The 26,117-nt window shown below is 56.0% G+C and carries 16 protein-coding genes; 10 read left to right on the top strand and 6 right to left on the bottom strand.

Translation table 11 applies throughout. From position 1 onward, the window contains the following. Nucleotides 1-3 precede the first annotated feature (3 nt). Together AAGQ96_RS17325 and AAGQ96_RS17320 are read right to left on the bottom strand one after the other, a co-directional pair. Complete coding sequence (locus AAGQ96_RS17325) at nucleotides 4-675, bottom strand: DUF2931 family protein (protein ID WP_342754149.1); 672 nt, start codon at nucleotides 673-675, stop codon at nucleotides 4-6. Continuing rightward, nucleotides 672-2,696, bottom strand: coding sequence for a DUF2235 domain-containing protein (locus AAGQ96_RS17320; RefSeq protein ID WP_342754148.1), 2,025 nt, complete (start codon nucleotides 2,694-2,696; stop codon nucleotides 672-674). Before AAGQ96_RS17320 ends, AAGQ96_RS17325 begins: the two co-directional genes overlap by 4 nt. A gap of 448 nt (nucleotides 2,697-3,144) precedes the next feature. Between AAGQ96_RS17320 and AAGQ96_RS17315 the strand changes: the two genes are divergently transcribed. From AAGQ96_RS17315 to lplT, 9 genes are all read left to right on the top strand, one after another. Next, a complete protein-coding gene (locus AAGQ96_RS17315) occupies nucleotides 3,145-4,272 on the top strand; it encodes an efflux RND transporter periplasmic adaptor subunit (protein WP_147199647.1) in 1,128 nt (375 codons plus the stop codon). Between the two features lie 10 nt (nucleotides 4,273-4,282). Continuing rightward, nucleotides 4,283-7,396, top strand: coding sequence for an efflux RND transporter permease subunit (locus AAGQ96_RS17310; protein ID WP_342754146.1), 3,114 nt, complete (start codon nucleotides 4,283-4,285; stop codon nucleotides 7,394-7,396). Further along, the gene (locus tag AAGQ96_RS17305) at nucleotides 7,396-8,802 is read left to right on the top strand and encodes an efflux transporter outer membrane subunit (protein ID WP_147199645.1); all 1,407 of its coding nucleotides are present in this window, start codon (nucleotides 7,396-7,398) and stop codon (nucleotides 8,800-8,802) included. The genes AAGQ96_RS17310 and AAGQ96_RS17305 overlap by 1 nt, the downstream gene beginning before the upstream one ends. Nucleotides 8,803-8,956: 154 nt before the next feature. Then, nucleotides 8,957-10,192, top strand: coding sequence for an MdtA/MuxA family multidrug efflux RND transporter periplasmic adaptor subunit (locus AAGQ96_RS17300; RefSeq protein WP_342754144.1), 1,236 nt, complete (start codon nucleotides 8,957-8,959; stop codon nucleotides 10,190-10,192). After that, entirely contained in the window at nucleotides 10,189-13,368 is a 3,180-nt protein-coding gene (locus AAGQ96_RS17295) for an efflux RND transporter permease subunit (RefSeq protein ID WP_342754143.1), read from the top strand. Before AAGQ96_RS17300 ends, AAGQ96_RS17295 begins: the two co-directional genes overlap by 4 nt. Next, nucleotides 13,365-16,460, top strand: a complete 3,096-nt coding sequence (locus AAGQ96_RS17290; RefSeq protein ID WP_342754142.1) for a multidrug efflux RND transporter permease subunit — start codon at nucleotides 13,365-13,367, stop codon at nucleotides 16,458-16,460. Before AAGQ96_RS17295 ends, AAGQ96_RS17290 begins: the two co-directional genes overlap by 4 nt. A gap of 2 nt (nucleotides 16,461-16,462) precedes the next feature. Further along, nucleotides 16,463-17,863, top strand: a complete 1,401-nt coding sequence (locus AAGQ96_RS17285) for an efflux transporter outer membrane subunit (RefSeq protein ID WP_342755581.1) — start codon at nucleotides 16,463-16,465, stop codon at nucleotides 17,861-17,863. Nucleotides 17,864-18,274: 411 nt separating this feature from the next. Next, nucleotides 18,275-20,431: a bifunctional acyl-ACP--phospholipid O-acyltransferase/long-chain-fatty-acid--ACP ligase gene (gene aas, locus AAGQ96_RS17280; RefSeq protein WP_342754141.1), complete on the top strand. Its 2,157-nt coding sequence runs from the start codon at nucleotides 18,275-18,277 to the stop codon at nucleotides 20,429-20,431. Beyond that, nucleotides 20,424-21,623 carry a lysophospholipid transporter LplT gene (gene lplT, locus AAGQ96_RS17275; RefSeq protein WP_342754140.1) on the top strand — a complete coding sequence of 400 codons (1,200 nt, stop codon included), beginning with the start codon at nucleotides 20,424-20,426 and terminating at the stop codon, nucleotides 21,621-21,623. Before aas ends, lplT begins: the two co-directional genes overlap by 8 nt. 162 nt (nucleotides 21,624-21,785) lie before the next feature. On the opposite strand, the gene AAGQ96_RS17270 is transcribed toward lplT, so the two are convergent. From AAGQ96_RS17270 to mutH, 4 genes are all read right to left on the bottom strand, one after another. After that, the gene (locus tag AAGQ96_RS17270) at nucleotides 21,786-22,826 is read right to left on the bottom strand and encodes an NADP(H)-dependent aldo-keto reductase (RefSeq protein WP_342754139.1); all 1,041 of its coding nucleotides are present in this window, start codon (nucleotides 22,824-22,826) and stop codon (nucleotides 21,786-21,788) included. A 213-nt stretch (nucleotides 22,827-23,039) separates the two neighbouring features. After that, nucleotides 23,040-23,255: a YgdI/YgdR family lipoprotein gene (locus AAGQ96_RS17265; protein ID WP_147199638.1), complete on the bottom strand. Its 216-nt coding sequence runs from the start codon at nucleotides 23,253-23,255 to the stop codon at nucleotides 23,040-23,042. Nucleotides 23,256-23,431: 176 nt separating this feature from the next. Further along, entirely contained in the window at nucleotides 23,432-24,142 is a 711-nt protein-coding gene (locus AAGQ96_RS17260) for a TerC family protein (protein WP_147199637.1), read from the bottom strand. A gap of 69 nt (nucleotides 24,143-24,211) precedes the next feature. Beyond that, entirely contained in the window at nucleotides 24,212-24,898 is a 687-nt protein-coding gene (mutH, locus tag AAGQ96_RS17255; RefSeq protein ID WP_342754138.1) for a DNA mismatch repair endonuclease MutH, read from the bottom strand. A 686-nt stretch (nucleotides 24,899-25,584) separates the two neighbouring features. Here mutH and rppH point away from each other — a divergent pair. After that, complete coding sequence (gene rppH / locus AAGQ96_RS17250) at nucleotides 25,585-26,109, top strand: RNA pyrophosphohydrolase (protein ID WP_147199635.1); 525 nt, start codon at nucleotides 25,585-25,587, stop codon at nucleotides 26,107-26,109. Nucleotides 26,110-26,117: the final 8 nt, after the last annotated feature.

Genomic DNA, 26,117 nt, shown 5'->3' with positions numbered 1-26,117 from the left:
TGATCATGACCAGCTGCCGTAAGGGTAAGTTTTGCCTTTGATAAATTCTTTTATATCCTGGTCGTAGCCAGAGGAAAAATCACTTTTAGTGACGTTCCTGCAGAGGTCCAGCTTATCTCCTGAGACGGTTTTCAGTTTTATTACCGGTACCGGGTAATTATCCCCGCCGCCACTGTTCTGTAACCAGACCCGTACCTTACCTTCCGGGGCCAGCCCAAACAGCATGGTGTCATACCAGGCGGGCTCTTCCGGACGATATTTATTCCAGGCGGGCGCGATCATCTTTCTCCACACCGACTCCGGAAAAAACATACTCGTCTCATAAACCTTTTTATCAATGAGTGAGTCCCAGCAGAACACCATATACTGCGGCGGAGATTTTGCCTGATTGAAATGGATTGAGCTGCGCCTGATCTTTTCGCTCCATGTCCCTACTGAGTAGGGATTACCTTGGGTGCTGTCCAGCGTATAAAACTGGTACAGGTACCCTGAGGTGCCCACAATTCCCACCCGAGTTACCATGGCTGGCAGCGCATTCGGCGTGAAGAAGGCAAACTTCCATTTGCCATACGGCAGCTTATAGTCGCTTTTAGCAAAAGGGGGAGCCTTGTGCGGCCCCTGACAGCCGGTCAGGGCCAGTATCAGTATCAGTAAGGTTCTACGTTTGGCTGTCACTGTTTTTTTCCTTCCATATTATAAACCGTGCGGCACCACCGTTGGTCAGGGCGTTGAGCAAAACCGAGCGTCTCCGAAAGCGATACGCCTCCCTGAATATTACCTGCCGGGTTCGTTACCCGTGCATTCCAGTGTGCGGAGCAGTGCGTATAGTCAGCCAGCAGATCGTTCTCTGCCGCGCTAAAGCTGCCCGGTTTTTGCCCCTGTCGGGTGGCCTTGCCCATCGAGATGGCTTTATTACACAGCGGTATAAGTTCGGCGGGTAGTTGCAGTTCCTGATGAGTTTCACGAATAGGATCAAATGCAACTCCGGCCTCCTGAGCGGCATCGATCATCACCCGCAGCGCCACCTTCGACCAGTCGTTTTTCACCAGCCGGTTACGCAGCGACAGCGCCGCAAAGCTGCGTTTCTGAAAGTTGCCGTAGCGGTCCTGCGGCATTCTTTCATCGTGCCAGACTTCTACCATCACTTCCCGATTATGCACCAGCGGTGCGATGGCAGGATACATGTCCAGCGCGTCGAGTTGGCTGAGGGCCTGACGGAACACGCGGGTCTGTTCTCCCGGCAGGCTCAGCAACACCGTTTCCGCCTGCGGACGCGTCAGCCAGAGGTTTTCCCTGACCAGCGGCAGATAACTACCACCGATATCGGAGTGCGCGCCGGGCAGTGCCAGCTCTGGCCAGGCCGGCCGGACGCTGTTCAATGCAAAGTTAAAGCGGCATTCGTGCTGCGCCGTCAGATGAAACACCTTCTCCGCCACGCCGGGGCGCAGCCCAAGGTTAACGCTGCCGGTGTCGGCACTGTGGGGATTCAGACCGTTGACTGCGGTGCCGATGGCCGCCACGGTATCAAACAGGCCGATAAAACGCGTTTTCCCGGCGGGAGCACCCCGATACTCCACCCGATCCAACCCCTCACGAATAGCGCTGACAATAGCAACATCTTCTGACTGTATCCGGTTGGCGAAATGCCGCGCGGCGGCAGCGCCCCGGCTGAAGCCGAAAATATCAAACTGTAGTTTTTTGATCTGCAAGGGGACATCTTTCAAAATATCCTGGACGTCAGTGATGGCCTGCTTTACTGCCGTAGGCAGTTTCGCCACAGCCTCATCCGTTTTTGCTACCACGCCGGTATCGGCAATGCCCAGCCCCATCCCCACCACGCTGTCCGGTTTTCCTGCCCGGGTACCGATGCCTTCTATATAGATTGCATGCTGCGCCGTTTCCGTCTCTACCGGGATATCGATTTTATACAGCGTGCTCAGCCAGTACACATTAGTGTAATAGCTGGTGTAGCTGTTTGCCCCGACGCCGGATATCCCCATCTGCTCCTGTGCCGCCTGGGCCAGAATGGTGTGCGCGTCGGCATCACTCAGGCTGAAATGCTCGCCGTTGCAGGCTGCCAGCATGTTCTCGGTGTTGACGGCGTTATTGCCGGTGCCGTCAAAAAACACGCCAAGGGTCAGGGTAATTTCCCGAAGTTTGTGGGCGCTCTGGGCACGCTGTTCAGGATCAGGCCGCTGCCGGGCCTCAGGGACAACCTCGTCCAACGCAGTCGCCCGTCGCCGCTCAATACGTGTGGGGCGGGGTTTTCCCCCGGAATGTCGGTAATCGCGGCGGCTGACGGAATTCGCATAGGCGCGCAGTACGTTCTTTGCGCCGTAAAATGAAAACGCGGAAGGATCGCGGCAAATCAGCTGCCCCTGGTCGCCGATATAAAAAAGCGTGGCGGGACCGTGAAATGGCGACAGCATTACCACCTCACCCGATTTAACCATCGCTTTCAGGCGTGCCTCCTCCCTCGGCCCATAGCGGCGTGGCTGATGGGGATTAGGGTTACAGGGACGCTTATGCATATTTACCAGACGGAAACCCCTGTCATGGGCGTCGTCAAATTCATACTCTTCACGGATGTGCATCCAGGCAAAAATGGGGGAAATAATGCGCTCATACTCTTCGGGCGCAAGGTCATCTTTTGGCAGATAATAGAGATAAAGTCCTGGCAGGCTGAAGCTCATCATCCCTTCCCTGGGTGATTAAAAGAGTGACCAGCGTATTTTTTCTGACCAGTGAAATATTGATTAAAAATAAAAAAAGGTCAGAGCAAAGGGGAAGATTGCGATAATTGTGCTGCGGCTTGCAGATTAGCCCGTTAAAACGGCCCGAACATCCTCACAACTCTTAACTGATTTTTTGCACAAAAGTTACAACCCTCTCCGGACGGAAAGGGTAGGGTAATAGCATCACCGCCTGACACCGCATTCCTCAGGTGGTGCCAGCCCCTTTCCGTGTTGGTAGCGCTGTCAGGGGCAACTTTCCTGCTGGCAAAAAGCCCCAGAAAAACCGGAAGCGTTTCGACATTTAATTTAGCAAAAACTTAACACTGTCAATCTGACGGCGCTTCTATAATCATCCTCTTTTTTGAGAATATTCACTCTCGTTACTATTTTATTTAATTGAGAATTCACCATGCGCTTAACGATCCTTCCAGCGAGCCTGATTTTTTTACTGGCCGCCTGTGACCAGAGCTCCTCGCCGGTGGCCAGCAATCAACCTACATCGGTCGGTGTGGCGACGCTGAAAAGCGAGCCGGTAACGCTATCCACTCAACTACCCGGCCGGACCACCGCCGTCCGTACGGCAGAAGTCCGCCCGCAGGTAAGCGGTATCATTCTCAAACGACTGTTTACCGAAGGCGGCGAAGTGAAAGCGGGCGATCCGCTGTATCAAATCGATCCTGCCAGTTACCAGGCCGCTTACGACAAGGCCGAGGCGACGCTGACGAATGCGAATAAGCTGGCTAAACGCTACAAGCCACTGGCAGCTGCACACGCGATTAGCGGGCAGACCTATGACGATGCCGTTGCCGCCGCACGCGAAGCGCAGGCCGATCTGGAAACTGCACGGGTGAATCTTAACTACACCAACGTTCGCGCGCCGATTTCCGGCCATATCGGACGTTCTCTCTCCACCGAGGGCGCGCTGGTTACTAACGGACAAACCAGCTATCTCACCACTATCCAGCAGCTTGATCCTATCTATGTTGACGTCAGCGAATCCTCACAGGATCTGCTGCGGCAGCGTCGTGCGCTGGCGGAAGGCAAGCTGAAGGCAACCGGCGAAAACGCCGCAGCGGTCAAACTGACGATGGAAGATGGCTCGACTTATGCGCAGGAAGGCAGGCTGGAATTCTCTGAGGTGACGGTCGATCAGAGCACCGGTAGCGTGACGATGCGCGCGGCCTTCCCGAATCCACAACGCGTGCTGTTGCCAGGCATGTTCGTTCACGCCAGCTTCCCACAGGGGGTTGCCGATAGCGGCATTCTTGTACCGCAGGAAGCGGTGATGCACGACACCAAAGGCAAGCCTTACGTCTTCGTGGTAAAGGCAGATAACACCATCAGTCAGCAGAGCATTACCACGGGTGAAATGATTAGCGGCAAATGGCTGGCGACATCGGGCCTGAAATCCGGCGATCGCGTCGTGGTGGAAGGGCTGCAAAACGTGCGTTCGGGCAACAAGGTCAACCCAACGGAAGCCGCGGCGAAAGCGGCACCGCAGGCCAACCTGACTACCACCGACCCTTCAGCGCAGTAGAGGAAACCTGATGTCTAAATTCTTTATTGAGCGTCCCATCTTTGCCTGGGTGGTGGCGATCATCGTGATGCTGGTTGGCGGCCTGGCGATCCTCAAGCTACCGATCAACCAGTACCCCAATATTGCACCGCCGGCGATTTCGGTGCAGGTGACATACCCGGGAGCCAGTGCTGAAACCGCGCAGAATACCGTGGTACAGGTGATTGAGCAGCAGCTGAACGGCATTGATAACCTGCGCTACATTGAATCGCAGAGCAACAGCGACGGCAGCGCAACGATCATCGTGACCTTCAATCAGGGTACCGATCCCGATACCGCGCAGGTTCAGGTACAAAACAAGGTCTCGCTGGCGGAGTCGCAGCTGCCCAGCGAAGTGACCGAACAGGGCATCAACGTCCGGAAATATCAGGCCAACTTTATGCTGGTGGTCAGTCTGATCTCCACCAACGGGAAAATGAGCAACGGCGACCTCGCTGACCTGCTGGTTTCCAAACTGGAAGACCCGGTTTCGCGCACCAAAGGCGTTGGCGACTTTATGGTGATGGGATCGGAATACGGCATGCGTATCTGGCTCGATCCGGGAAAACTCTACAAATATCAGCTGATCCCCAGCGATGTTTCCACGGCTATCAGTCAGCAAAACGTGCAGATCTCCAGCGGCAAGCTGGCCGGTTTGCCGTCGATTCCCGGCGCAAAATTCAGCGCAACGATTGTCGGCAAAACCCGACTTCAGTCCGTTGCGCAATTTGAAAACATCCTGCTGAAAGTGAATGCAGATGGTTCTCAGGTGCGCCTGAAAGACGTGGCAAAAGTCGATCTCGGCCCGCAGGATTACAGTATTTCCGCCACCTATAACGGCAAACCTTCTGCCGGTATGGCGCTGCGTCTGGCAAGCGGCGCTAACGTGCTGGACACCATCAATGCCGTACGCGCCACGGTTGATGGGGTGAAATCTTCGCTGCCGGACGGTGTGGAAGTCACCTTCCCGTACGATACCGGGCCGGTCGTTAGCGCGTCGATTGAGGAAGTGGTGAAAACGCTGTTTGAAGCGATCGGACTGGTCTTTCTGGTGATGCTGGTGTTCCTGCAAAACCTGCGGGCCACGCTAATTACTACCATGGTTGTTCCGGTTGTGCTGTTGGGCACCTTCGGCATTCTTTCCGCCTGTGGTTACACCATCAACACGCTGACGATGTTCGGCATGGTGCTGGCAATAGGGCTGTTGGTGGATGATGCCATCGTGGTGGTGGAAAACGTCGAGCGCGTAATGCATGACGAGGGGTTAGATCCGAAGGCCGCAACGATAAAATCGATGGAGCAAATTCAGGGCGCGCTGTTTGGTATTGCCCTGGTGCTGTCGGCGGTGCTGCTGCCAATGGCCTTCTTCAGCGGATCGACCGGCGTTATCTACCGCCAGTTCTCTGTCACTATCGTTTCCGCAATGGCGTTGTCGGTACTGATGGCGCTGATCTTCACGCCCGCACTCTGTGCGACGCTGCTGAAACCCGGCTCGGCGGATCATAAAACTACCGGCATGGCGGGCTGGTTCAACCGCAAATTCGATGCGGGTACGCTGCACTATACCCACAGCGTTGGCGCGGTGATCTCGAAGCGGAATCTGTTTTTAGCGATCTATCTGCTGCTGATTGTCGCTACCGGCTACCTGTTCACCCGTGTTCCCACGTCGTTCCTGCCGGATGAAGATCAGGGAGTGATGATGATGCAAACCACGCTGCCCGCCAACGCCTCATCCGAGCGGACGCAACAGGTGCTGGATGATATCCAGGCATGGCTGCTGAAAAACGAACCGGAAGTCAGTTCGGTCTTCTCGCCAAACGGATTCAGTTTCTCCGGACGTGGCGAAAACACCGCCATGTCGTTCGTCTTGCTCAAGCCATGGGCGCAGCGTAACAGCGACCAAACCGTTCAGAAACTGGCTGCCCGCACCATGGCCCACTTCGCTACGCTAAAAGAGGCCAAAGTCTTTGCGCTGGTGCCGCCGGCGGTAATGGAACTGGGCAACGCCACCGGTTTTGATTTCTATCTTCAGGATACCAACAACAAGGGACACGAAGCGCTGATGGCGGCGCGTAACCAGTTCCTCGGCATGGCGGCACAGGATAAACGCCTGATGGCAACCCGACCGAACGGCATGGATGACGAACCGCAGTATCACCTGATCATTGATGATGAACGCGCCCGCGCGCTGGGTCTGAGCCTGGAAGATATCAACGACACGCTTTCGACCGCCTGGGGGTCGAGCTACGTAAACCAGTTTATCTATAACGGCCGCGTGAAGAAGGTCTACATCCAGGGCAACGCCGGTTCACGCGTCACGCCAGAGGATTTGAACAAATGGTACTTCCGTAATACCAGCGGCGACATGGTGCCGTTCTCCGCTTTTGGCAGCGGCGAGTGGCAATACGGTTCGCCTCGCTATGAGCGTTTCAACGGCATTTCGGCGGTAGAAATTATGGGCTCGCCAGCCAGCGGCTACAGTTCAGGCGATGCCGTCAAAGCGGTGAATGAAATTGCGGCCAAACTGCCGCCGGGCTTCAAGGTCCAGTGGCATGGCATGTCCTATGAAGAACAGACGTCCGGCTCGCAAACGCCTGCGCTGTATACCATTTCTATTCTGGTGGTCTTCCTCTGTCTGGCCGCGCTGTACGAAAGCTGGTCTATTCCTTTCTCGGTGATCATGGTGGTGCCGCTGGGCGTGCTCGGCACGATTCTGGCGGTACTGATGCGCGGGCTGGAAAACGACGTGTTCTTCCAGGTTGGCCTGTTAACCACCGTCGGGCTGGCGGCAAAAAACGCCATTCTGATCGTCGAATTTGCCAAAGAGCTGCATGAGAAGGAAGGGAAGGGGCTGGTGGAAGCCGCGCTGGAGGCGGCCCGGTTACGTATCCGGCCAATCATCATGACCTCAATGGCCTTTGTGCTGGGCGTGATGCCGCTGACGATTTCCAGCGGCGCAGGTGCCGGAAGCCAGCACTCAATTGGTACCGCCGTTGTCGGCGGAATGATCACCGCCACGTTCCTGGCCATCTTCTTTGTACCGATGTTCTACGTGGTAGTGGCGCAGCGTTTTTCGGGCAAAAAAACACACACTGAGGTTAAGTAATGCGTAAGACTTTTTCACTGGCTGTAATGCCGCTGGCGGTAATGCTGGTGCTGAGTGGCTGTACCATGGAACCGAAATATGCGCGTCCTGCGCTGCCGGTAGCGGCGCATTATGACCAGCAGGGAAACAAAGCGGGCAACGGCGCGGACATCAGCTGGCAAAACTTTTTCACCGATCCGGTGATGCACAAGCTGATTGCCAGCGCGCTTGAGAATAACCGTGACCTGCGGGTCGCGGCGCTAAATGTTGATGTGGCGCGTTCACAGGTACAGATTGACCGGGCAGCGCTGCTGCCTTCCATCGACCTGAGCGGCTCGCAAACGGCGGCTCATCTGCCGGGCAATCTGTATAACACCGCCTCAACCGGGCCGGTAACTTATCACGAGTTCAACACCAGTCTGGGCGTCAGTGCCTGGGAGCTGGACTTCTTTGGTCGCCTGCGCAGCCTGCGCGATGAGGCGCTGGAGAGCTATCTCGCCACCGCCGCCACGCAGCGGGCGACGCAGATCAGCCTGATTTCGGAAGTCGCGTCGGCTTATCTTTCATTATGTGCGGATAACGAGCTGCTGACGCTGGCGCAGAGCACGGTAAAAAGCCAGCAGGATTCTTACAACCTGACCAAACGCAGCGTGGACGGCGGCGTCAGCAGCGAGCAGGATCTGGTGCAGGCGGAAACGTCGGTGCGTGCCGCGCAGGCTGATGTGGCGTCTTACACACGCCAGGTACGACAGGATGTGAACGCGCTGGCGCTGCTGGTCGGTACCGATTTGCCTGCCGATATGCTGGCCAATGCGCGGCTGAAAAAGGACTGGCACTTCCCGGCTACGCCAGCCGGACTGCCGTCCGATCTGCTAACGCGTCGTCCGGATATTATTGCTGCTGAACACACGCTGAAAGCGGCCAATGCCAATATCGGTGCGGCCCGTGCGGCCTTCTTCCCGAGTATCAGCCTGACCGCGTCGGGCGGATCCACCTCCAGCAGTCTCGGGCATTTGCTGGAAGGCGGCACGGCGGCCTGGTCGTTTGGACCGAGTATCAATCTCCCTATCTTTGACGGCGGCGTGAACTCCGCTAATCTTGATGTCGCTCATTTGCAAAAGCGTATTGAAATCGCGGACTACGAGAAATCCATTCAGACCGCCTTCAAAGAGGTCGGCGACGCGCTGGCCGGGCAGGATACGTATCAGGACGAGTTGAATGCGCGTAAGCAGGATGAGCAGGCCAACCAGCGAAACTATGACTTTGCCCATATCCGCTATCAGGAAGGCGTGGATAACTATTTGAACGTGTTGGTGGCGCAGCGTTCACTGTATGCGGCGCAGCAATCGCTAATAACCACGCAGTTAGGGCAGTTAAACCAGCAAATTACACTGTATAAAGCGCTGGGTGGTGGTTGGAAATCATGATTTACGCGTGTTGATTACGCAATCCTTACGTTACAAGGATGGAAATTAATCAGCGTGCTCAATCATAATAGCGCTGGCCATTTTTTGGCCCGCGTTTTTCAGGCGGTGGCGGAGTGCTGCCGTTTCTTCGTTATTGCTGATTTTACAGAGCCTCATGACCCCAACGACTGCGAAAACCTCATCCCTACGACGTAAAAAGATCCTTTTACTGCTTCTGGTCATCCTCGTTGCACTACTGGCATGGCGCTTCTGGCCGAAAGGTTCCGGTGCGCCACAAGGCGCGGGGGGGCCTGGAGGTCCCGGCGGCCCCGGTGGCCCCGGCGGCATGATGATGTCAGGCCCAACGCCGGTACATGCAGGCGTCGTCACCACGGCGGACGTGCCGGTTTATCTCACTGCGTTGGGCACGGTGATCCCTAATGCAACCGTCACCGTCACCAGCCGGGTTGATGGCCAGCTGACCAACGTCTTTTTCACTGAAGGGCAGAAGGTCGCCGCAGGGCAGCTGCTCGCGCAGATCGATCCGCGCAGCTATGAGGCGACGCTGGCGCAGTACCAGGGCGATCTTAATCAGAACCAGGCGCTGTTGAACAGCGCGCAGTTAACGCTGGCGCGTTACCGCAAACTCTATTCGCAGGATTCATTATCCCGTCAGGACCTGGATTCTCAGGTTGCAACGGTGGGGCAGTATAGCGGTGCGGTAAAAGCCGATCGGGCGCAGATTGCCGCGGCAAAACTCAATATTGAATTTGCCCGCATCACGTCACCTATCTCTGGTCGGGTTGGCCTGCGTTTAGTTGATGAAGGAAATATGGTGCACAGCAGCGATACGACCGGCATTGTCACCGTTACGCAGACCCAGCCTGCCGCTGTTACGTTCAGCGTGCCGCAAAGCAATATCTCCACGCTGATAAAGGCGCTGCACAACGGCCAGAGTTTACCGGCCGCCGCCTTCGATCAGGATGGCAACAGCCAGCTGGCGACCGGCAGCGTGAAATTTATCAGCAACCAGATTGACACCAGCACCGGCTCAATCGAGCTGAAAGCGCTGTTTGCCAATGAGGATGAGGCGCTCTATCCGAACCAGTTTGTGAATCTGCGGCTGCAAACCGGCACGCTGAAACAGGCCACGGTGATCCCCGCCCAGGCGTTGCAGCTGAGCAGCGACGGCAGCTTTGTCTACGTGATTAATAAAGACCAGACCGTGACGCGCAAAGCGGTAAAAACCGGCCCGACGCTGGGCGATTCGCAGCAGGCGATCCTGGAAGGTGTCACCGCAGGCGAGCAGGTTGTGACCGTGGGCATCGATCGTCTGAGCAGCGGCAGCAAAGTCTCTGTGGTAACGGCTGACGAAACCAAAGCGGCCAGCGGGAACGCGAAAGCGCAATGAATCCTTCCCGCCTGTTTATCGAGCGCCCGGTCGCGACAATTTTGCTGATGATCGGCGTGCTGATCTCCGGCATCTTTGCCTATAAATTTCTTTCCACCTCGGCGCTGCCGCAGGTGGACTATCCCACTATTCAGGTGACGACGCTCTATCCTGGCGCCAGTCCCGACGTGATGGCATCCAGCGTTACCGCGCCGCTGGAGCGCCAGCTCGGGCAGATGGCGGGCCTGAGCCAGATGGCGTCCAGCAGCTCAAGCGGTTCCTCGGTAATTACGCTGAAGTTCTCTCTTGACCTCTCGCTGGACGTGGCCGAACAGGAAGTGCAGGCGGCGATCAATGCGGCAGACAGCCTGCTGCCGTCCGATCTGCCCAATCCGCCGACCTATAAAAAGGTGAACCCGGCGGACACGGCGGTTATCACCCTGGCGGCCAGCTCGGATACGCTGCCGCTGATTAAGGTGCAGGATCTGGTTAACACGCGGGTTGCGCTGAAGCTGTCGCAGATTTCCGGGGTGGGGATGGTGACGCTGGCCGGGGGGCATCAGCCCGCTATCCGGGTGCGGATGGATCCGAAAGCGCTGGCGGCGCACGGCCTGACGCTGGAAGATGTCAACACGCTGATTAGCAACAGTAACGTCAATGGGTCGAAAGGGGGCTTTGACGGCACATATCACTCGGTGACCATTGATGCCAACGATCAGCTACGCACCGCCGAAGAGTACGGCAACCTGATCCTGACGTATCAGAACGGCGCGGCGCTCAGGCTGCATGATATTGCCCATATCGAAGAAGCGGCGGAAAACACCTATCAGTCTGCGTGGGCCAATAATACGCCTGCCATCGTGATTGCCGTGCAGCGTCAGCCCGGCGCTAACGTCATCTCGGTTGTCGATAATATTAAAGCCCAGCTGCCAGCGTTGCAGGCGGCGCTGCCGGATGGCGTGAAAATCCAGATCCTCTCCGACCGCACGCAGACTATTCGTGCTTCTATCAGCGACGTGCAGTTTGAGCTGATGCTGTCGATTGCGCTGGTGGTGATGGTCACTTTCCTGTTCCTGCGCAACGTTGCAGCCACGCTGATCCCCAGCGTGGCCGTTCCGCTGTCGCTGGTCGGCACCTTTGGCGTGATGTATCTCTCGGGCTTCAGCCTGAATAACCTGTCGCTGATGGCGCTGACCATTGCCACCGGCTTCGTTATCGATGACGCCATCGTAGTGGTGGAGAACATCTCCCGCCGGCTGGAGCAGGGCGAAACGCCCATGGAAGCGGCGCTGAAAGGCTCGGCGCAAATTGGCTTTACCATCATCTCACTGACCTTCTCGCTGATCGCTGTCCTGATCCCGCTGCTGTTTATGGGTGATGTAGTAGGGCGGTTGTTCCGCGAGTTTGCCATCACCCTGGCGGTGTCGATTCTGGTTTCAATGCTGGTTTCCCTGACGCTGACGCCAATGCTCTGTGCTTATCTGCTGCGGCATATCCCGGAAGAGAAGCAGACGCGTTTTTACCGCAAAGGCGGACAGTTCTTCGATAAGCTGATCGCGGGTTATGACCGTCTGCTGACCATTGTGCTTAACCATCAGCGCCTGACGTTGCTGGTGGCGCTGGCAACGCTGGTGTTTACCGCCTTGCTTTATCTGATTATTCCAAAAGGCTTTTTCCCGTCGCAGGATACCGGTTTGATTCAGGGTGTGACGGTTGCCTCGCAGGATGTTTCCTTCAGTGAGATGGCAAAGCGACAGCAGCAGCTGGCGGAAATCGTGCTGAAAAATCCGGCGGTGGACAGCCTGTCGTCCACCATCGGTATTGATGGCACCAATACCAGCCTGAACAGCGGTCGTTTGCAGATCAACCTGAAGTCTTTTGACGAGCGCGACGAACGTGCCGATGCGGTGATTGCCGAGCTGCAACAGGCGACGAAAAACGTGCCGGGGATCCAGCTTTATATGCAGGCTGCGCAGGATCTGACGGTTAACGATCAGGTGACGGCGGATAAATATCAGTTCTCGCTGGACGATGCCGACAGTGAAAACCTGGTAAGCTGGTCGCCTAAGCTGGTGGCGGCGCTGCAAAAGCGGCCTGAGTTCAGCTCGGTAGTGAGCAACCTTCAGGATCAGGGACAGGTGGCTTACGTTGAGTTGAACCGCGATGCCGCCGCGCGCTATGGCATTACCGCCTCTGACGTCGATACCGCGCTTTATAACGCGTTTGGCCAGCGGCTGGTCTCGACGATTTTTACCCAGTCAAACCAGTATCGCGTGGTGCTGGAAGTTGCGCCGCAGTATCAGCAGTCACCAGCCTCGTTTAACGATATCTGGCTGGCGGCCTCTTCCAGCACGGACAGCAGTTCCAGTTCGGCAAGCAGCACCAGCGCTTCGTCATCAAGCTCCTCTTCTGCCAGCAGTTCATCAAGCGGCAGCAGCACCGGCATGGTGCGTCTGACCTCAATTGCCAAAATTCATCAGCGGATTGGATCGCTGGTGCATATGCGCCTGAATCAGTTCCCGGCGGTCACGGTCTCTTTCAACCTCAACGACGGCTACTCGCTGGAAGAGGCTCAGAAGGCGATTGCAGAAACGCAGGAAAGCCTGAAACAGCCTTCCAGTATTACGCTGCGCTATCAGGGCGAAGCCGATGCGTTCCAGAGCGCCACCAGCAACACGCTGTGGCTGATCCTGGCTGCCTTGATGACCATGTACGTGGTGCTGGGCATTCTGTATGAAAGCTTTATCCATCCGGTGACTATTCTTTCCACGCTGCCGTCGGCGGCGGTCGGCGCGTTGCTGACGCTGCTGCTGGCAGGTAGCGAGTTCAGCCTGATTGCGTTAATCGGCGTGATACTGCTGATCGGCATAGTGAAAAAGAATGCGATTATGATGATCGACTTTGCGCTGGATGCGGAGAAAAACCAGCATCTCAGCCCACGTGAGGCGATCCATCAGGCCTGTCTGCTGCGTTTCCGGCCGATTTTGATGACGACCATGGCGGCATTGCTGGGGGCGCTGCCGCTGATGCTGGCATCCGGGTCGGGCGCGGAGCTGCGCCAGCCGCTGGGCCTGGTGATTGTCGGCGGGCTGATTTTCAGCCAGGTGCTGACGCTGTTCTCCACGCCGGTCATTTATTTGTGGTTTGACCGTCTGGCAGAGCGTGGCCGTCGCAGAATGCGTAAGGCGCGTGGATGAATATTTCCCGCTTCTTTATCTTCCGGCCCGTCACGACCCTGCTGTTGACGCTGGCCCTGCTGCTGCTCGGCGCGCTGGGCTATCGTCTGCTGCCCGTTGCGCCGCTGCCGCAGGTTGATTTTCCGACCATTATGGTTTCCGCCAGTCTGGCAGGAGCCAGCCCGGAAACCATGGCTGCGACGGTCGCCACGCCGCTTGAACGTTCGCTGGGGCAAATCGCGGGCATTACCGAGATGACCTCCAGCAGCTCGCAGGGTTCCACTAATATCATTTTGCAGTTCGAGCTGAACCGCGATATCAACGGTGCGGCGCGTGACGTGCAGGCCGCGATCAATGCAGCGCGCAGCCTGCTGCCGAGCAGTATGGCCTCGCTCCCCACCTACCGTAAGGCCAATCCGTCTGACGCACCGATTGTGATGCTGGCGCTGACGTCATCGACCCGTTCCAAAGGCGAACTTTACGACCTGGCCGAAAGCAAAATCGAGCAAAAAATTGCGCAGGTGCAGGGCGTAGGCGATGTCTCGCTGATGGGAAGTGCGCTGCCCGCGGTCAGAATCGATCTGCAACCGCAGATGTTGACGCATTTCGGCGTCTCGCTCGATAAAGTGCGGGAAGCGGTGGCCAACAGCACCACCAATCTGCCTAAAGGCATGTTGCAGGGCGACAAACAGTCGTGGGTGGTGGATGGTAACGGACAGCTTGAGCAGGCCAGCCAGTATCGTAACCTGATCGTTAGCTATCAGGACGGCCGCGCCATCCGTCTGAGCGATGTCGCGACCGTTTATGACTCCGTCGAAGACAAATACAACCTCGGTTATTACAACGATTCACCGTCGGTGATGATTGGCGTAACCCGCCAGGCGGGCGCCAACATGCTGGAGACGATTGATGCGATCAAAGCGCAGCTTCCCGCTCTGGAAAAAGATTTGCCCGCGGATACGAAACTCCATATCGTTGTGGATCGTTCGCCTAACGTTCGTGATTCACTGTATGACACCGAAGAGACGCTGCTGATCGCCATGATGCTGGTGATTGGCGTGGTGTTTGTTTTCCTGCGTAATTTGCAGGCGGTGGTGATCCCGGCACTGGCGCTGCCGGTGTCGCTGATAGGCACCTGTGCGGTGATGTATTTGCTGGGCTACAGCCTGGATAATCTCTCGTTGATGGCGCTGATTATCGCTACCGGTTTTGTGGTCGACGACGCAATCGTGGTGCTGGAAAACATCACGCGCTATATCGAGGAGGGGCTAAGCCCGGTGCGTGCTGCGTTAAAAGGCGCACACGAGGTGAGTTTTACCGTGCTGTCGATGACGCTGTCGCTGGTGGCGGTGTTCATTCCCATCTTGCTGATGGGGAGCATCGTCGGACGCCTGTTCCGCGAATTTGCCGTCACGCTGACCGTTTCCCTGATCATCTCCATGATCGTCTCGCTCAGCCTGACGCCAATGCTCTGTTCGCGCCTGCTGAAACGCAAGCCGGAAGTGACACGGCGACCGCATCCGGTTTACCAGTGGATCGAAAACGGGCTAAATCGTCTGCTGGCAGCCTATTCCCGCGCGCTGAACTGGGTGATGCGTCATCAGCGCCTGACGTTGTTCAGCCTGATCCTGACGGTGATCCTTAATCTGTTCCTCTATTCGGTGGTGCAGAAAGGTTTCTTCCCTAATCAGGATACCGGCCTGCTGATGGGCATGCTGCGCGCCGATCAGAACGTCTCTTTCCAGGACATGAAGCCGAAGCTGCAACAGTTCGCCAAAATGATCCAGCAGGACCCGGCGGTCGATGGCGTGATGTCATCGATGGGCAGCGGGGCGTTCGGCTCGCGGAATACAGCGAATTTCTTTGTGCATCTGAAGGACTATAAGCTGCGCGACGCGACCGCAACGGAAGTTGCCAACCGCCTGAGCGGGAAAACGAAAAATATTCCCGGCGTCGAGCTGTTTCTGATGGCGGCGCAGGATATTCACATTGGCGGACGCAGCGCCAACGCCAGCTATCAGTACAGTTTGCAGGCTGACGATCTGGATACGCTGCGCGTCTGGACGCCAAAGGTGAAAGCCGCGCTGGAAGCGATCCCGCAGTTAACCAGCGTGGACTCCGATTCTCAGACAGGCGGTCAGGAAGTGATGATCAATATCGATCGCGACCGCGCCAAAAGGCTCGGCGTGGATGTGAATATGATTGATACGATGCTGAACAACTCTTTTGCTCAGCGGCAGGTGGCGACGCTATATAAAACGCTGAACCAGTATCACGTGGTGATGTCGTTGCAGGATGCTTACACCCGCGATCCCGAGATGCTCAATAAGCTGTATGTGGTGAACGATTCTGGCGAGCAGATCCCGCTTTCCGCCTTTGCCAGCTTTAGCGGCGCGAATGCACCGCTGTCGGTCGCGCACCAGGGGCAGTCTGCAACCAGCACGATCGCCTTTAACCTGGCGGACGGCGTCTCGCTGGAGCAGGCGCAGGCGTTAATCAAAACCGCGATGGCGAAGATTGCCTTGCCGGATACCGTTCAGGCGGGCTTCCAGGGCACGGCGAAAGCCTTTGCCGATCTTACTTCTTCCATGCCGTGGCTGATCCTGGCGGCGCTGATTGCCGTCTATATCGTGTTGGGCATGCTCTATGAAAGCTATATTCACCCGCTGACCATTCTCTCCACGCTGCCTTCTGCCGGGGTCGGCGCGCTGTTGCTGATGTTGCTGACCGGAACGCAGCTGACGGTCATCGCGCTGATCGGCATCCTGTTACTGATCGGCATTGTGAAAAAGAACGCCATTATGATGATCGACTTTGCGCTGGCCGCCGAGCGTAATCAGGGGCTTTCACCTCAGCAGGCGATTACGCAGGCGTGCCTGATGCGCTTCCGTCCGATTATGATGACCACGCTGGCCGCGTTCTTTGGTGCACTGCCGCTGGCGCTCGGCAGCGGTGGTGATGCCGATCTGCGCAGTCCGTTAGGGCTGGCCATTGCGGGCGGTCTGGCGCTGAGCCAGTTATTAACGCTGTTCACCACGCCGGTGGTGTATCTCTATCTTGACCGCGCCAGCCGTGCCACCAAACGGCAGTGGGCACGCCTCAGAGCTAATTAATGATGAAAATGAATAAACTCACACCCGTTTTGCTGGCGTTGCTTCTCAGCGGCTGCGCCGTTGGGCCTGATTACCATCGCCCGACGGTCAACGTGCCAACGCAGTATAAAGAGGCAAAAGGCTGGCGTGAGGCCACGCCGCAGGATGCGCAAAGCAAAGGCGAATGGTGGACGGTCTACCATGATGCCACGCTGAGCGGATTACTGAGCCAGGTCTCTGTTTCTAACCAAAACGTCGCGCAGTATGAGGCGCAATATCGCCAGGCGAAGGCGCTGGTTTCGGAATCTCGTTCCGATCTGTTCCCCAGCGCGACCTGGACCGGTTCCTCTACGCGCAGCGGAGCCGCGGGGAGCAGTACCAGCGGCACCGGCCAACGAACGACCAGCAACAGCCAGTCTCTGGAAGCCAGCGCCAGCTGGGAACTGGATATCTGGGGCAAGCTCAGGCGCACGCTGGAAGAGAACAAAGCCAGCGCGCAGGCCAGCGCGGCCGAACTGGCTAACATTACCCTCAGCGCGCAGTCTGAGCTGGCGCAGGACTACTTCCAGCTGCGGATAATGGACCAGCAGATTGCGCTGTATCAGCAAAGCGTTGACGCCTATCAGCGCTACCTGACGGTGATTAATAATAAATATCAGGCGGGTAGCGAATCCCGCGCCACGCTCGCTCAGGCACAGATGCAGCTGGAAACCGCCCGGGCTTCCGCGCTGGATCTCAGCTGGCAACGTGCGCAGGCTGAGCACGCCATTGCACTGCTAATCGGTAAGACGCCAGCGGAATTCACGCTGCCGGCGGCAGAACTGAAGGCGACGCTACCGGCGATTCCGCACGCCGTGCCATCCTCGCTTCTTCAGCGTCGCCCGGATATTGCCTATGCAGAACGCAACGTAGCGGCGGCCAATGCGGCGGTCGGCGTGGCCATTGCGGGTTATTATCCCGATCTGACCCTGAGCGCGACCGGTGGGTTCACCAGTTCCGCCCTGCATAATCTGATTTCGCTGCCAAATCGCGTCTGGTCGCTTGGCCCGTCGCTCAGCGGCACGCTGCTGGACTTTGGCGCGACCTCATCTAAAGTGGAACAGGCCAGAGCCGCTTATGATGCCGACGTTGCCAGCTATCGTCAGGCGGTATTGACCGGCTTCCAGGAAGTGGAGAACTATCTGGTGGAGCTGAACACCTTGCAGGAAGAGATGCTGGCGCAGCAGCGCGCAACGGCCGCTGCCCAGGATTCAGCCCGCGTTACGCGCAATCAATATGAAGCCGGCATGATCGATTATCTCGACGTGGCGACCACGGAAAACAGCAGCCTCAGCCAGCAGCAAAGCCTGCTGTCATTGCAAAGCACGCAGTGGGTCGCCAGCGTTCAGCTTATCGCCGCGTTAGGCGGCGGCTGGGCCTTATAAGTGCGTTCAGCCATAAAAAAACGGACCCTGGGGTCCGTTTTTTCTAAGCGTGCTTTATTGAGTAAGCCCTGTTATCAAAACATTCCCTCTTCATCGTAAATGATTTCTCACCAGAACATACTTCGGCGAGAGACAGCTTGTGTCTGGCGATTATTTCTCTTGCCGGGACTCGCAGGAATATTTATTGGGCAAAATATTTTCTGTGCTTGCCGGATTACATTAAAAATCCAGAAGTGCCAAAGGTATCGGAACCCCTATATCCAGCCTGGACAGCCGTAAAACGTATAGCACCCATGGCGAAAGGGTGACGCATAAAGGCAAAGTTTATCGCCACAATATTTCACCTACTGCATTGTCTTGTGTCGCTATATCCTGCATCGTTACAGGCAGTTTTTTAGCTAAGGAGATGGCATGTTATTTTCATTTTTTCGCCTGCTTTTTCGCGTGGCGTTTCGTACCTCACTCGGCGGCGATCTGTCGGCTCTGCATAAAGAGAAAGTGCTGATTGTTCCCAATCACATGTCGTTTCTGGATGGCATGCTGCTGGCGCTGTTTCTGCCGATTAAACCGGTATTTGCGGTCTATTCCTCCATCAGCGAACAGTGGTACATGCGCGGGTTGCGTCCGCTGATCGATTTCGTTCCGCTGGATCCCACCAAGCCACTGTCGGTTAAGCATCTGGTAAAACTGATCAATACCGGACGACCGGTGGTCATCTTCCCGGAAGGACGTATTACCGTCACCGGCTCCCTGATGAAAATTTACGACGGTGCGGGTTTTGTCGCGGCAAAATCTCAGGCTACCGTGGTGCCCATGCGCATTGAAGGCGCGGAATACTCGCCTTTTGGCCGTCTGGGTGGGGTGTTTAAGCGTCGCCTGTTTCCCCGCATCAGCCTGACCGTGCTGCCTGCTACCACCATTCCGATGCCGGAAGCCAAAACCGCACGTGAGCGTCGCAAGCTGGCCGGTGAGCATCTGCATCATATTATGATGGAAGCGCGTATGGCGGTGCGCCCGCGTGAAACGCTCTATCAGGCTTTTCTCTCTGCCCGTCACCGTTACGGACTGTTTAAGCCCTGTATTGAAGACGTCAATTTCCGTCCTGACAGCTATACCGGCCTGCTGAAAAAGGCGCTGGGCGTGGGGCGCATACTGGAGCGTTATACCTCATCTGGCGAATATATCGGTCTGCTGTTGCCGAATACGACCGTCACGGCGGCGGCGATCCTTGGCGCGACGATGCGCGGCCGCGTGCCGGCAATGCTGAACTATACGGCAGGCGTCAAGGGACTGGGCAGCGCGCTGCAAGCCGCTGAGGTGAAAACCGTGTTCACTTCCCGTCAGTTTATGGAGAAAGGCAAGCTCTGGCATCTGCCGGAAGAACTGACGCAGGTGAAATGGATTTTCCTTGAGGATCTGAAGGATACCGTCACCGCTCAGGATAAGCTCTGGATCTTAAGCCGCCTGCTTCTCCCTCGTCTTGCGGCCGTCCCGCAGCAGCCGGAAGAGGCGGCGATGGTGCTGTTTACCTCTGGCTCCGAGGGCCACCCAAAAGGCGTGGTGCATTCGCATAAAAGCCTGCTGGCCAACGTCGAGCAAATCCGCACCGTGGCTGACTTTACGCCGCGCGACCGTTTTATGTCGGCGCTACCGCTGTTCCATGCGTTTGGTCTGACGGTTGGCCTGTTTACGCCGCTGATGACCGGCGCCCAGGTGTTCCTCTACCCAAGCCCGCTTCATTACCGCATCGTGCCTGAGCTGGTTTATGACCGGAACTGTACGGTGTTGTTCGGCACCTCGACTTTCCTTGGCAACTACGCCCGTTTCGCCAATCCTTACGATTTTGCGCGCTTGCGCTATGTTGTCGCCGGTGCGGAAAAACTTCAGGAAAACACGCGCCAGGCGTGGATGGATAAATTTGGCATCCGCATTCTTGAAGGCTACGGCGTCACGGAGTGCGCACCTGTGGTGGCGATCAACGTCCCGATGGCCGCTAAAAATCATACCGTTGGCCGTATTTTACCGGGCATGGATTCGCGCCTGATTGCGGTGCCGGGTATTGAGCAGGGCGGCCAGCTCCAGCTACGTGGCCCAAATATCATGAAAGGCTATCTGCGCGTGGAGAAGCCAGGCGTGCTGGAAGCGCCTCAGGCCGATAATGGCGAAGGGCAAATGGAAGCCGGCTGGTATGACACCGGCGATATCGTTAGCTTTGACGAACATGGTTTCTGTCAGATTCAGGGGCGCGCGAAACGCTTTGCCAAAATTGCCGGTGAGATGGTGTCGCTTGAGACCGTGGAGCAAATAGCCCTGAAAGCCTCGGCAGAGAAACAGCACGCTGCCTCGATGAAGCCGGACGGCAATCGGGGAGAAGCCCTGGTCTTGTTTACTACCGACAGCGATTTAACCCGCGATCGGTTGCAGCGCGCCGCTCGCGAGTCAGGAAGCCCTGAACTGGCCGTGCCGCGTGATATTCGCTACCTGCAACAGCTGCCGTTGTTGGGCAGCGGGAAGCCCGATTTTGTTACCCTAAACGGCATGGCGCTTGCGGAGAATAAAGATGAGTAAGACCCGCGAAAGCCTGTTTTCCCGCAGCATGCTGGCGGTGATTGCCGCCCAGTTCTTTTCTGCATTCGGCGACAATGCCCTGCTGTTCGCGACGCTGGCAGTGCTAAAACAGCAGGTGTATCCCGACTGGAGCCAGCCGGTGCTGCAAATGGTTTTTGTCGCTACCTATATCATTCTCGCGCCGTTTGTCGGTCAGGTGGCGGACAGCTTTGCGAAAGGCCGGGTGATGATGTTCGCCAACGGCCTGAAGCTGCTGGGCGCGCTGGCGATCTGTTTTGGTTTTAATCCGTTTATCGGCTACAGCCTGGTGGGCGTCGGCGCGGCAGCCTATTCTCCGGCTAAATATGGCATTTTAGGCGAGATAACCGGCGGCGAAACGCTGGTTAAAGCCAATGGACTGATGGAGTCGTCGACCATTGCGGCGATCCTGATCGGATCCATCGCCGGTGGCGTGCTGGCCGACTGGAACCTGCTGGCGGCGCTGATTGCCTGTGTGGTGGCGTATGGTCTGGCGGTTACAGCGAATCTGCTGATCCCAAAACTGGCTGCCGCACGTCCTGGACAAACGTGGCATCCCGTACAGATGTCGGCAAGTTTCTTCCGCGCCTGCCGCCTCCTGTGGCGTGATGGTGAAACCCGCTTCTCGCTGGTGGGCACCAGTTTGTTCTGGGGCGCAGGCGTCACGTTACGTTTCCTGCTGGTATTGTGGGTGCCCGTGGCGCTGGGTATTACCGACAACAAAACACCGACGTTGCTGAACGCGATGGTCGCCATCGGTATTGTTGTTGGGGCGATTGCCGCAGCAAAAATTGTCACGCTAAAAACGGTCGGTCGCTGTATGCCCGCAGGCGTGCTGATTGGCGTTGCCGTGGTGTTTTTCTCGTTGCAGCACACTGCCGCTGGCGCTTACGCGCTGCTGGTGATCATTGGCATGCTGGGCGGCTTTTTTGTAGTGCCGCTGAACGCGCTGCTACAAATGCGTGGTAAAGAGAGCGTCGGTGCGGGGAACGCCATCGCCGTACAGAATCTTGGTGAAAACAGCGCAATGCTGCTGATGCTGGGCATCTATTCCGTGGCGATCAAGCTGGGTGCGCCGCCGGTAGCGACAGGAGTCGGGTTTGGTGCGCTGTTTGCGCTGGCGATTGCGGTACTCTGGGGATGGCAGCTGGCGCAAAAGCGCAGACAAATCTAAAGCGCGTGGAGCTCAGGCCCGGAACAGGCGACCAGCGCCATGGATGGCTCTGGTCGCGCCGGCATGGAAGCCGTTTCTGGCATTTTCATGAAAGGCCTGAGTTTCTCTTGCCTGCACCCTGCCAAAAATATCCGGGCGGGACTTTTCCCGCCCTGTTGACCATTAAGGGGCCGGGAAAGTATAACGACGGTGAATCGCTTCCAGCGCCTGCATCACCTCTTCATCCAGCGTCAGATTGTAGCTGTCAATATTGATCTTAAGCTGTTCCAGCGTGGTAGCACCCAGCAACGTGCTGGCGACAAACGGCTGCTGACGCACAAAAGCCAGCGCCATCTGCGAAGGATCTAAATTATGCTTTTTGGCCAGCGCGACATATTCCGCAATGGCCAGCTGTGCCTGTTCGCCGCTGTAACGCGTAAAGCGGCTGAATAGCGTATTGCGAGCGCCTTCCGGTTTTGCGCCGTTGAGATATTTTCCGCTTAGCGTACCAAACGCCAGGCAGGAATAGGCCAGCAGCTCTACGCCTTCGTGCTGGCTGATTTCTGCCAGGCCAACCTCAAAGCTGCGGTTCAGCAGGCTATAGGGGTTCTGGATACTGACGATGCGTGGCAGCTCATGCTTTTCTGCCAGTTGCAGGTAGCGCATCACGCCCCATGGCGTTTCGTTAGACACGCCAATGTAGCGAATTTTTCCAGCCCGAACCTGTTCGTTTAGCGCCTCCAGCGTTTCCAGCAGCGTAACCGTTGCCGTACTCTCGGCATAGTCATAATTCAGCTTGCCGAAGTAATTGGTCTGCCGCTGCGGCCAGTGCAGCTGATAGAGATCCAGATAATCCGTGTTAAGCCGTTTCAGGCTGGCATCCAGCGCCTCGCGGATATTTTTACGATCCAGCGCCTGGCCTGGACGAATAGACGCGTCGGTGCCGCGTATCGGACCAGCGATTTTAGAGGCCAGCACGATTTTGTCACGGCTGCCGCGAGCCTTCAGCCAGCTGCCGATATATTTTTCCGTGAGTCCCTGCGTTTCCGGGCGCGGCGGCACCGGATACATTTCGGCGGTATCAATAAAATTAATACCTGAACGTAGTGCTAAATCCAGCTGGGCATGAGCATCGGCTTCGCTGTTCTGTTCGCCAAACGTCATAGTGCCTAAACCAAGGCGGCTAACTTCCAGCGTGCTGTGGGGGATACGATGATAGTGCATTTGCCGGCTTCCTTTTTTTCATTATTAAAAGCTGAACCTGGACCTTTTGCTACTGCAAAGCGCGGAGATACTGCCGCAGTCCGGCTTTTGACTATAACCGTCAGGTGCAAGAGGGGGAAGAGGCGATTTATCGGGAAGTGCTACGGCGCCACCCCAGCGTTAATATTGCGGTGGCGAAAGCGGATCGGATGCCTGGCGTTCTGCTATAAAAGATTAACGTTCCACAATCGATGAGACGTCATCGCCATTGATTTGTAATTCATGACCTGAGCTATCGGTATATTTGACCAGGCCCGTATCTTTATCTATTTCAGGTTTTCCCTGCGTCATAATCATCTTGCCATCCCGGGTTGCCATCACGTAATCGCTACTACATCCACCGAGCAGTGTGGCCAGCATCAGCACCACTGCGCCAGACAGTACCTTCATATTTTGCTCCCTTAGCTGCTGTAACTTGTTGGAGTAGTAATAGCGTATTTTTGCGCAATACGTAACCGCAGAACTCTGAATTTATGGCATCAGCACGTCAGAACATTGACATTTTTCGTAAAGTGATATGACCAGGGGGCAGGAGGAAACTGGCCGGCAAAACCGGCCAGGCACTATTAAGCGTGATTCTTTTTATTACGCAGCAAATTCAGGCACTCTACGGCCATAGAGAAGAACATGGCGAAATAGATATAGCCTTTAGGCACGTGGACGCTGAAACTTTCCAGCATCAGCGTAAAGCCAACCAGGATCAGGAAACTCAGCGCCAGCATTTTCACCGAAGGATGACGCTCGACGAATTCGCCAATCGTACGGGCCGCGAACATCATCACGCCAACGGAAATAACCACCGCCGCCATCATGATAATCAGATGATCGGAGAGCCCGACCGCCGTAATGACCGAATCAAGGCTGAAGATAATATCCAGCAGCATAATCTGCACGATAGCGCCGAAAAATGAGTGAACGTTGGTCTGATGCTCTTCTTCGCCGCCTTCAATGGTTTCATGGATTTCCTGGCTGGATTTCCACAGCAGAAACAGGCCGCCAAACAGCAGAATCAAATCACGGGCGGAGAAGCTGTGATCCATCACGGTAAACAGCGGCGTAGTCAGACGAATAACCCAGGCGATAGACGCTAACAGGCCCAGACGCATCAACATTGCGCCCGCAAGGCCCAGACGGCGGGCTGCATGCTGCTGCTTTTTGGGAAGTTTGGCGACAACCAGAGAGAGGAAAATAATATTATCAATACCCAGAACGATTTCAAGAATCGTTAGCGTACCCAGCGCCAGCCAGGCATTGGGATCTGCAATCCAATCAAACATACTAACATCGCATCCTAAACGAAAGGTAAACGAAGAGTATACCTGGTCAGGCGGCAAGCAGCTAAAGCTTTACAGTAAAAAATGGCGGGCAAGCAGGGGGGCAGTAAAGGTTTTTTTCAGGTAAAAGCCGCGTGGCAACGTCATGATCGGTTGACCATTTTCACCAATCCCTTCGGTAAGCGCTTTACTGTTCGCGGCTTTTGGCCGGATTTGCAGCACTTCGCCATGCCGCGCGGTGATACGTTCGACCTGGCCAAGCACAATCATATCCATCAGTTCTTCCCAGTCACAGCGCAGCAAAGTCTCTTCTTGCTGGCTGGGACTCCACAGCAGCGGTGCACCGACCCGACGTATCGCCAGCGGAATAGTGCGTTCGCCTTCCACCGGGACCCACAGCACTCGGGTTAGCTTATGACGCACGTGACTGGTTTCCCACGTCACGCCGCTGTTACCCGTCAGGGGAGCGACGCAGACGAAAGTTGTTTCCAGCGGGCGTCCCAGCGCATCAATCGGGATGGTTTTCAGCTCCACGCCAATCTCCGCAAAATCCTGTTCTGGCTTACTGCCTGCGCTGGCACCCAGGTAGCGTTCAAGCAGCATGCCGACCCAGCCTTTATCCCGGCGAAGATCGGGCGGGATCGGCAGACCGGCTCGTAACGCCAGTTCGCCCAGCGTATAACCTGCCAGCCGCTGCGCCCGCTCCAGCAGGATCGTTTCATTTTCAGGGGGCGTAACCGCAACAAAATCAGATACCATGAATAACCTTTTTGAACTGATTAAAAAATAACCACTCTTTTTGCCTGCCGAAGGCTAACCGACTCTGGCGGTGCAAAAGTCGAATAATAGCATGATAAATCATGGCTTTTTATTTTGCCTCCCGCTCATGACTAAGCCATGCCACAAGGTTATGCGCGAGTTGTCACCGACAATGAACAGGATCTTACACGTAGTTATCCACAGAAAAATGGGATAAGTCGCTTTTTACAATAATACTGTTTTGATTTACAGCCTTGACGGCACCATTTTACCATTTTTTCACCCTTTTTTGCTTATCATCGCACCATAAGCTGTGGATAAAAGGTGCGTTGTTCGATCTTTGTCCAGTCGGTGCTCATGCCTTTGTGACAGGAGTATGACGGGTGTCGAAGCTGCGCCGTTCTCCAGATAATTCCTATGATATTTAGCAGGTTAAGCTGCGGACATTCCTCTGCCTTTTAGCTGGCCTGGAAAGTTTTCCCCAAATGTTAACCGAGTTCTGCACAAAGCTATCCACAGAAAAGGTGAATAAGATCGGGTAAAATCGGCAAATTCTGTTTATAACTTTGTTTCCAACTGCGAGTTATCCCGTGATTAGCGCCGTTCAAGGCCGCAAAGCAGTGGTTTACCGCCTGTGAGGAGTATGAAACAATCAGAACATCCGAGTTTTAGTTTGAGGTAGTCCAGTGATCGATGATGATGGCTACCGCCCGAATGTTGGTATCGTAATTTGTAACAGGCAGGGACAAGTGTTGTGGGCCAGAAGATATGGTCAGCACTCCTGGCAGTTTCCTCAGGGAGGCATTAACCCTGGCGAAACCGCGGAACAAGCGATGTATCGAGAACTTTTCGAAGAAGTCGGTTTGCACCGCAAGGATGTCCGTATTCTTGCCTCTACCCGAAACTGGTTACGCTATAAGTTGCCAAAACGTTTGGTGCGTTGGGACACAAAGCCGGTTTGTATCGGCCAGAAACAGAAGTGGTTTCTTCTGCAATTATTGTGCAATGACGCGGATATCAACATGCAGACCAGCAGCACGCCGGAATTTGACGGCTGGCGCTGGGTCAGCTTCTGGTATCCGGTGCGCCAGGTAGTCTCTTTCAAGCGCGACGTTTATCGCCGGGTGATGAAAGAATTTGCTGGCGTAGTAATGCCGCTGCAGGAGAACGCCGTACAGCGCAATGCGCTTTATCGACGGAAAAGAGGGTAAGCCACTCC

The organism is Pantoea sp. MBD-2R (genome assembly GCF_039134845.1).
In the GTDB taxonomy this organism is placed as follows: Bacteria; Pseudomonadota; Gammaproteobacteria; order Enterobacterales; family Enterobacteriaceae; genus Erwinia.
The sequence above is the reverse complement of the archived record's forward strand: the minus strand, read 5'-3'. Positions and strand labels throughout refer to the sequence as shown.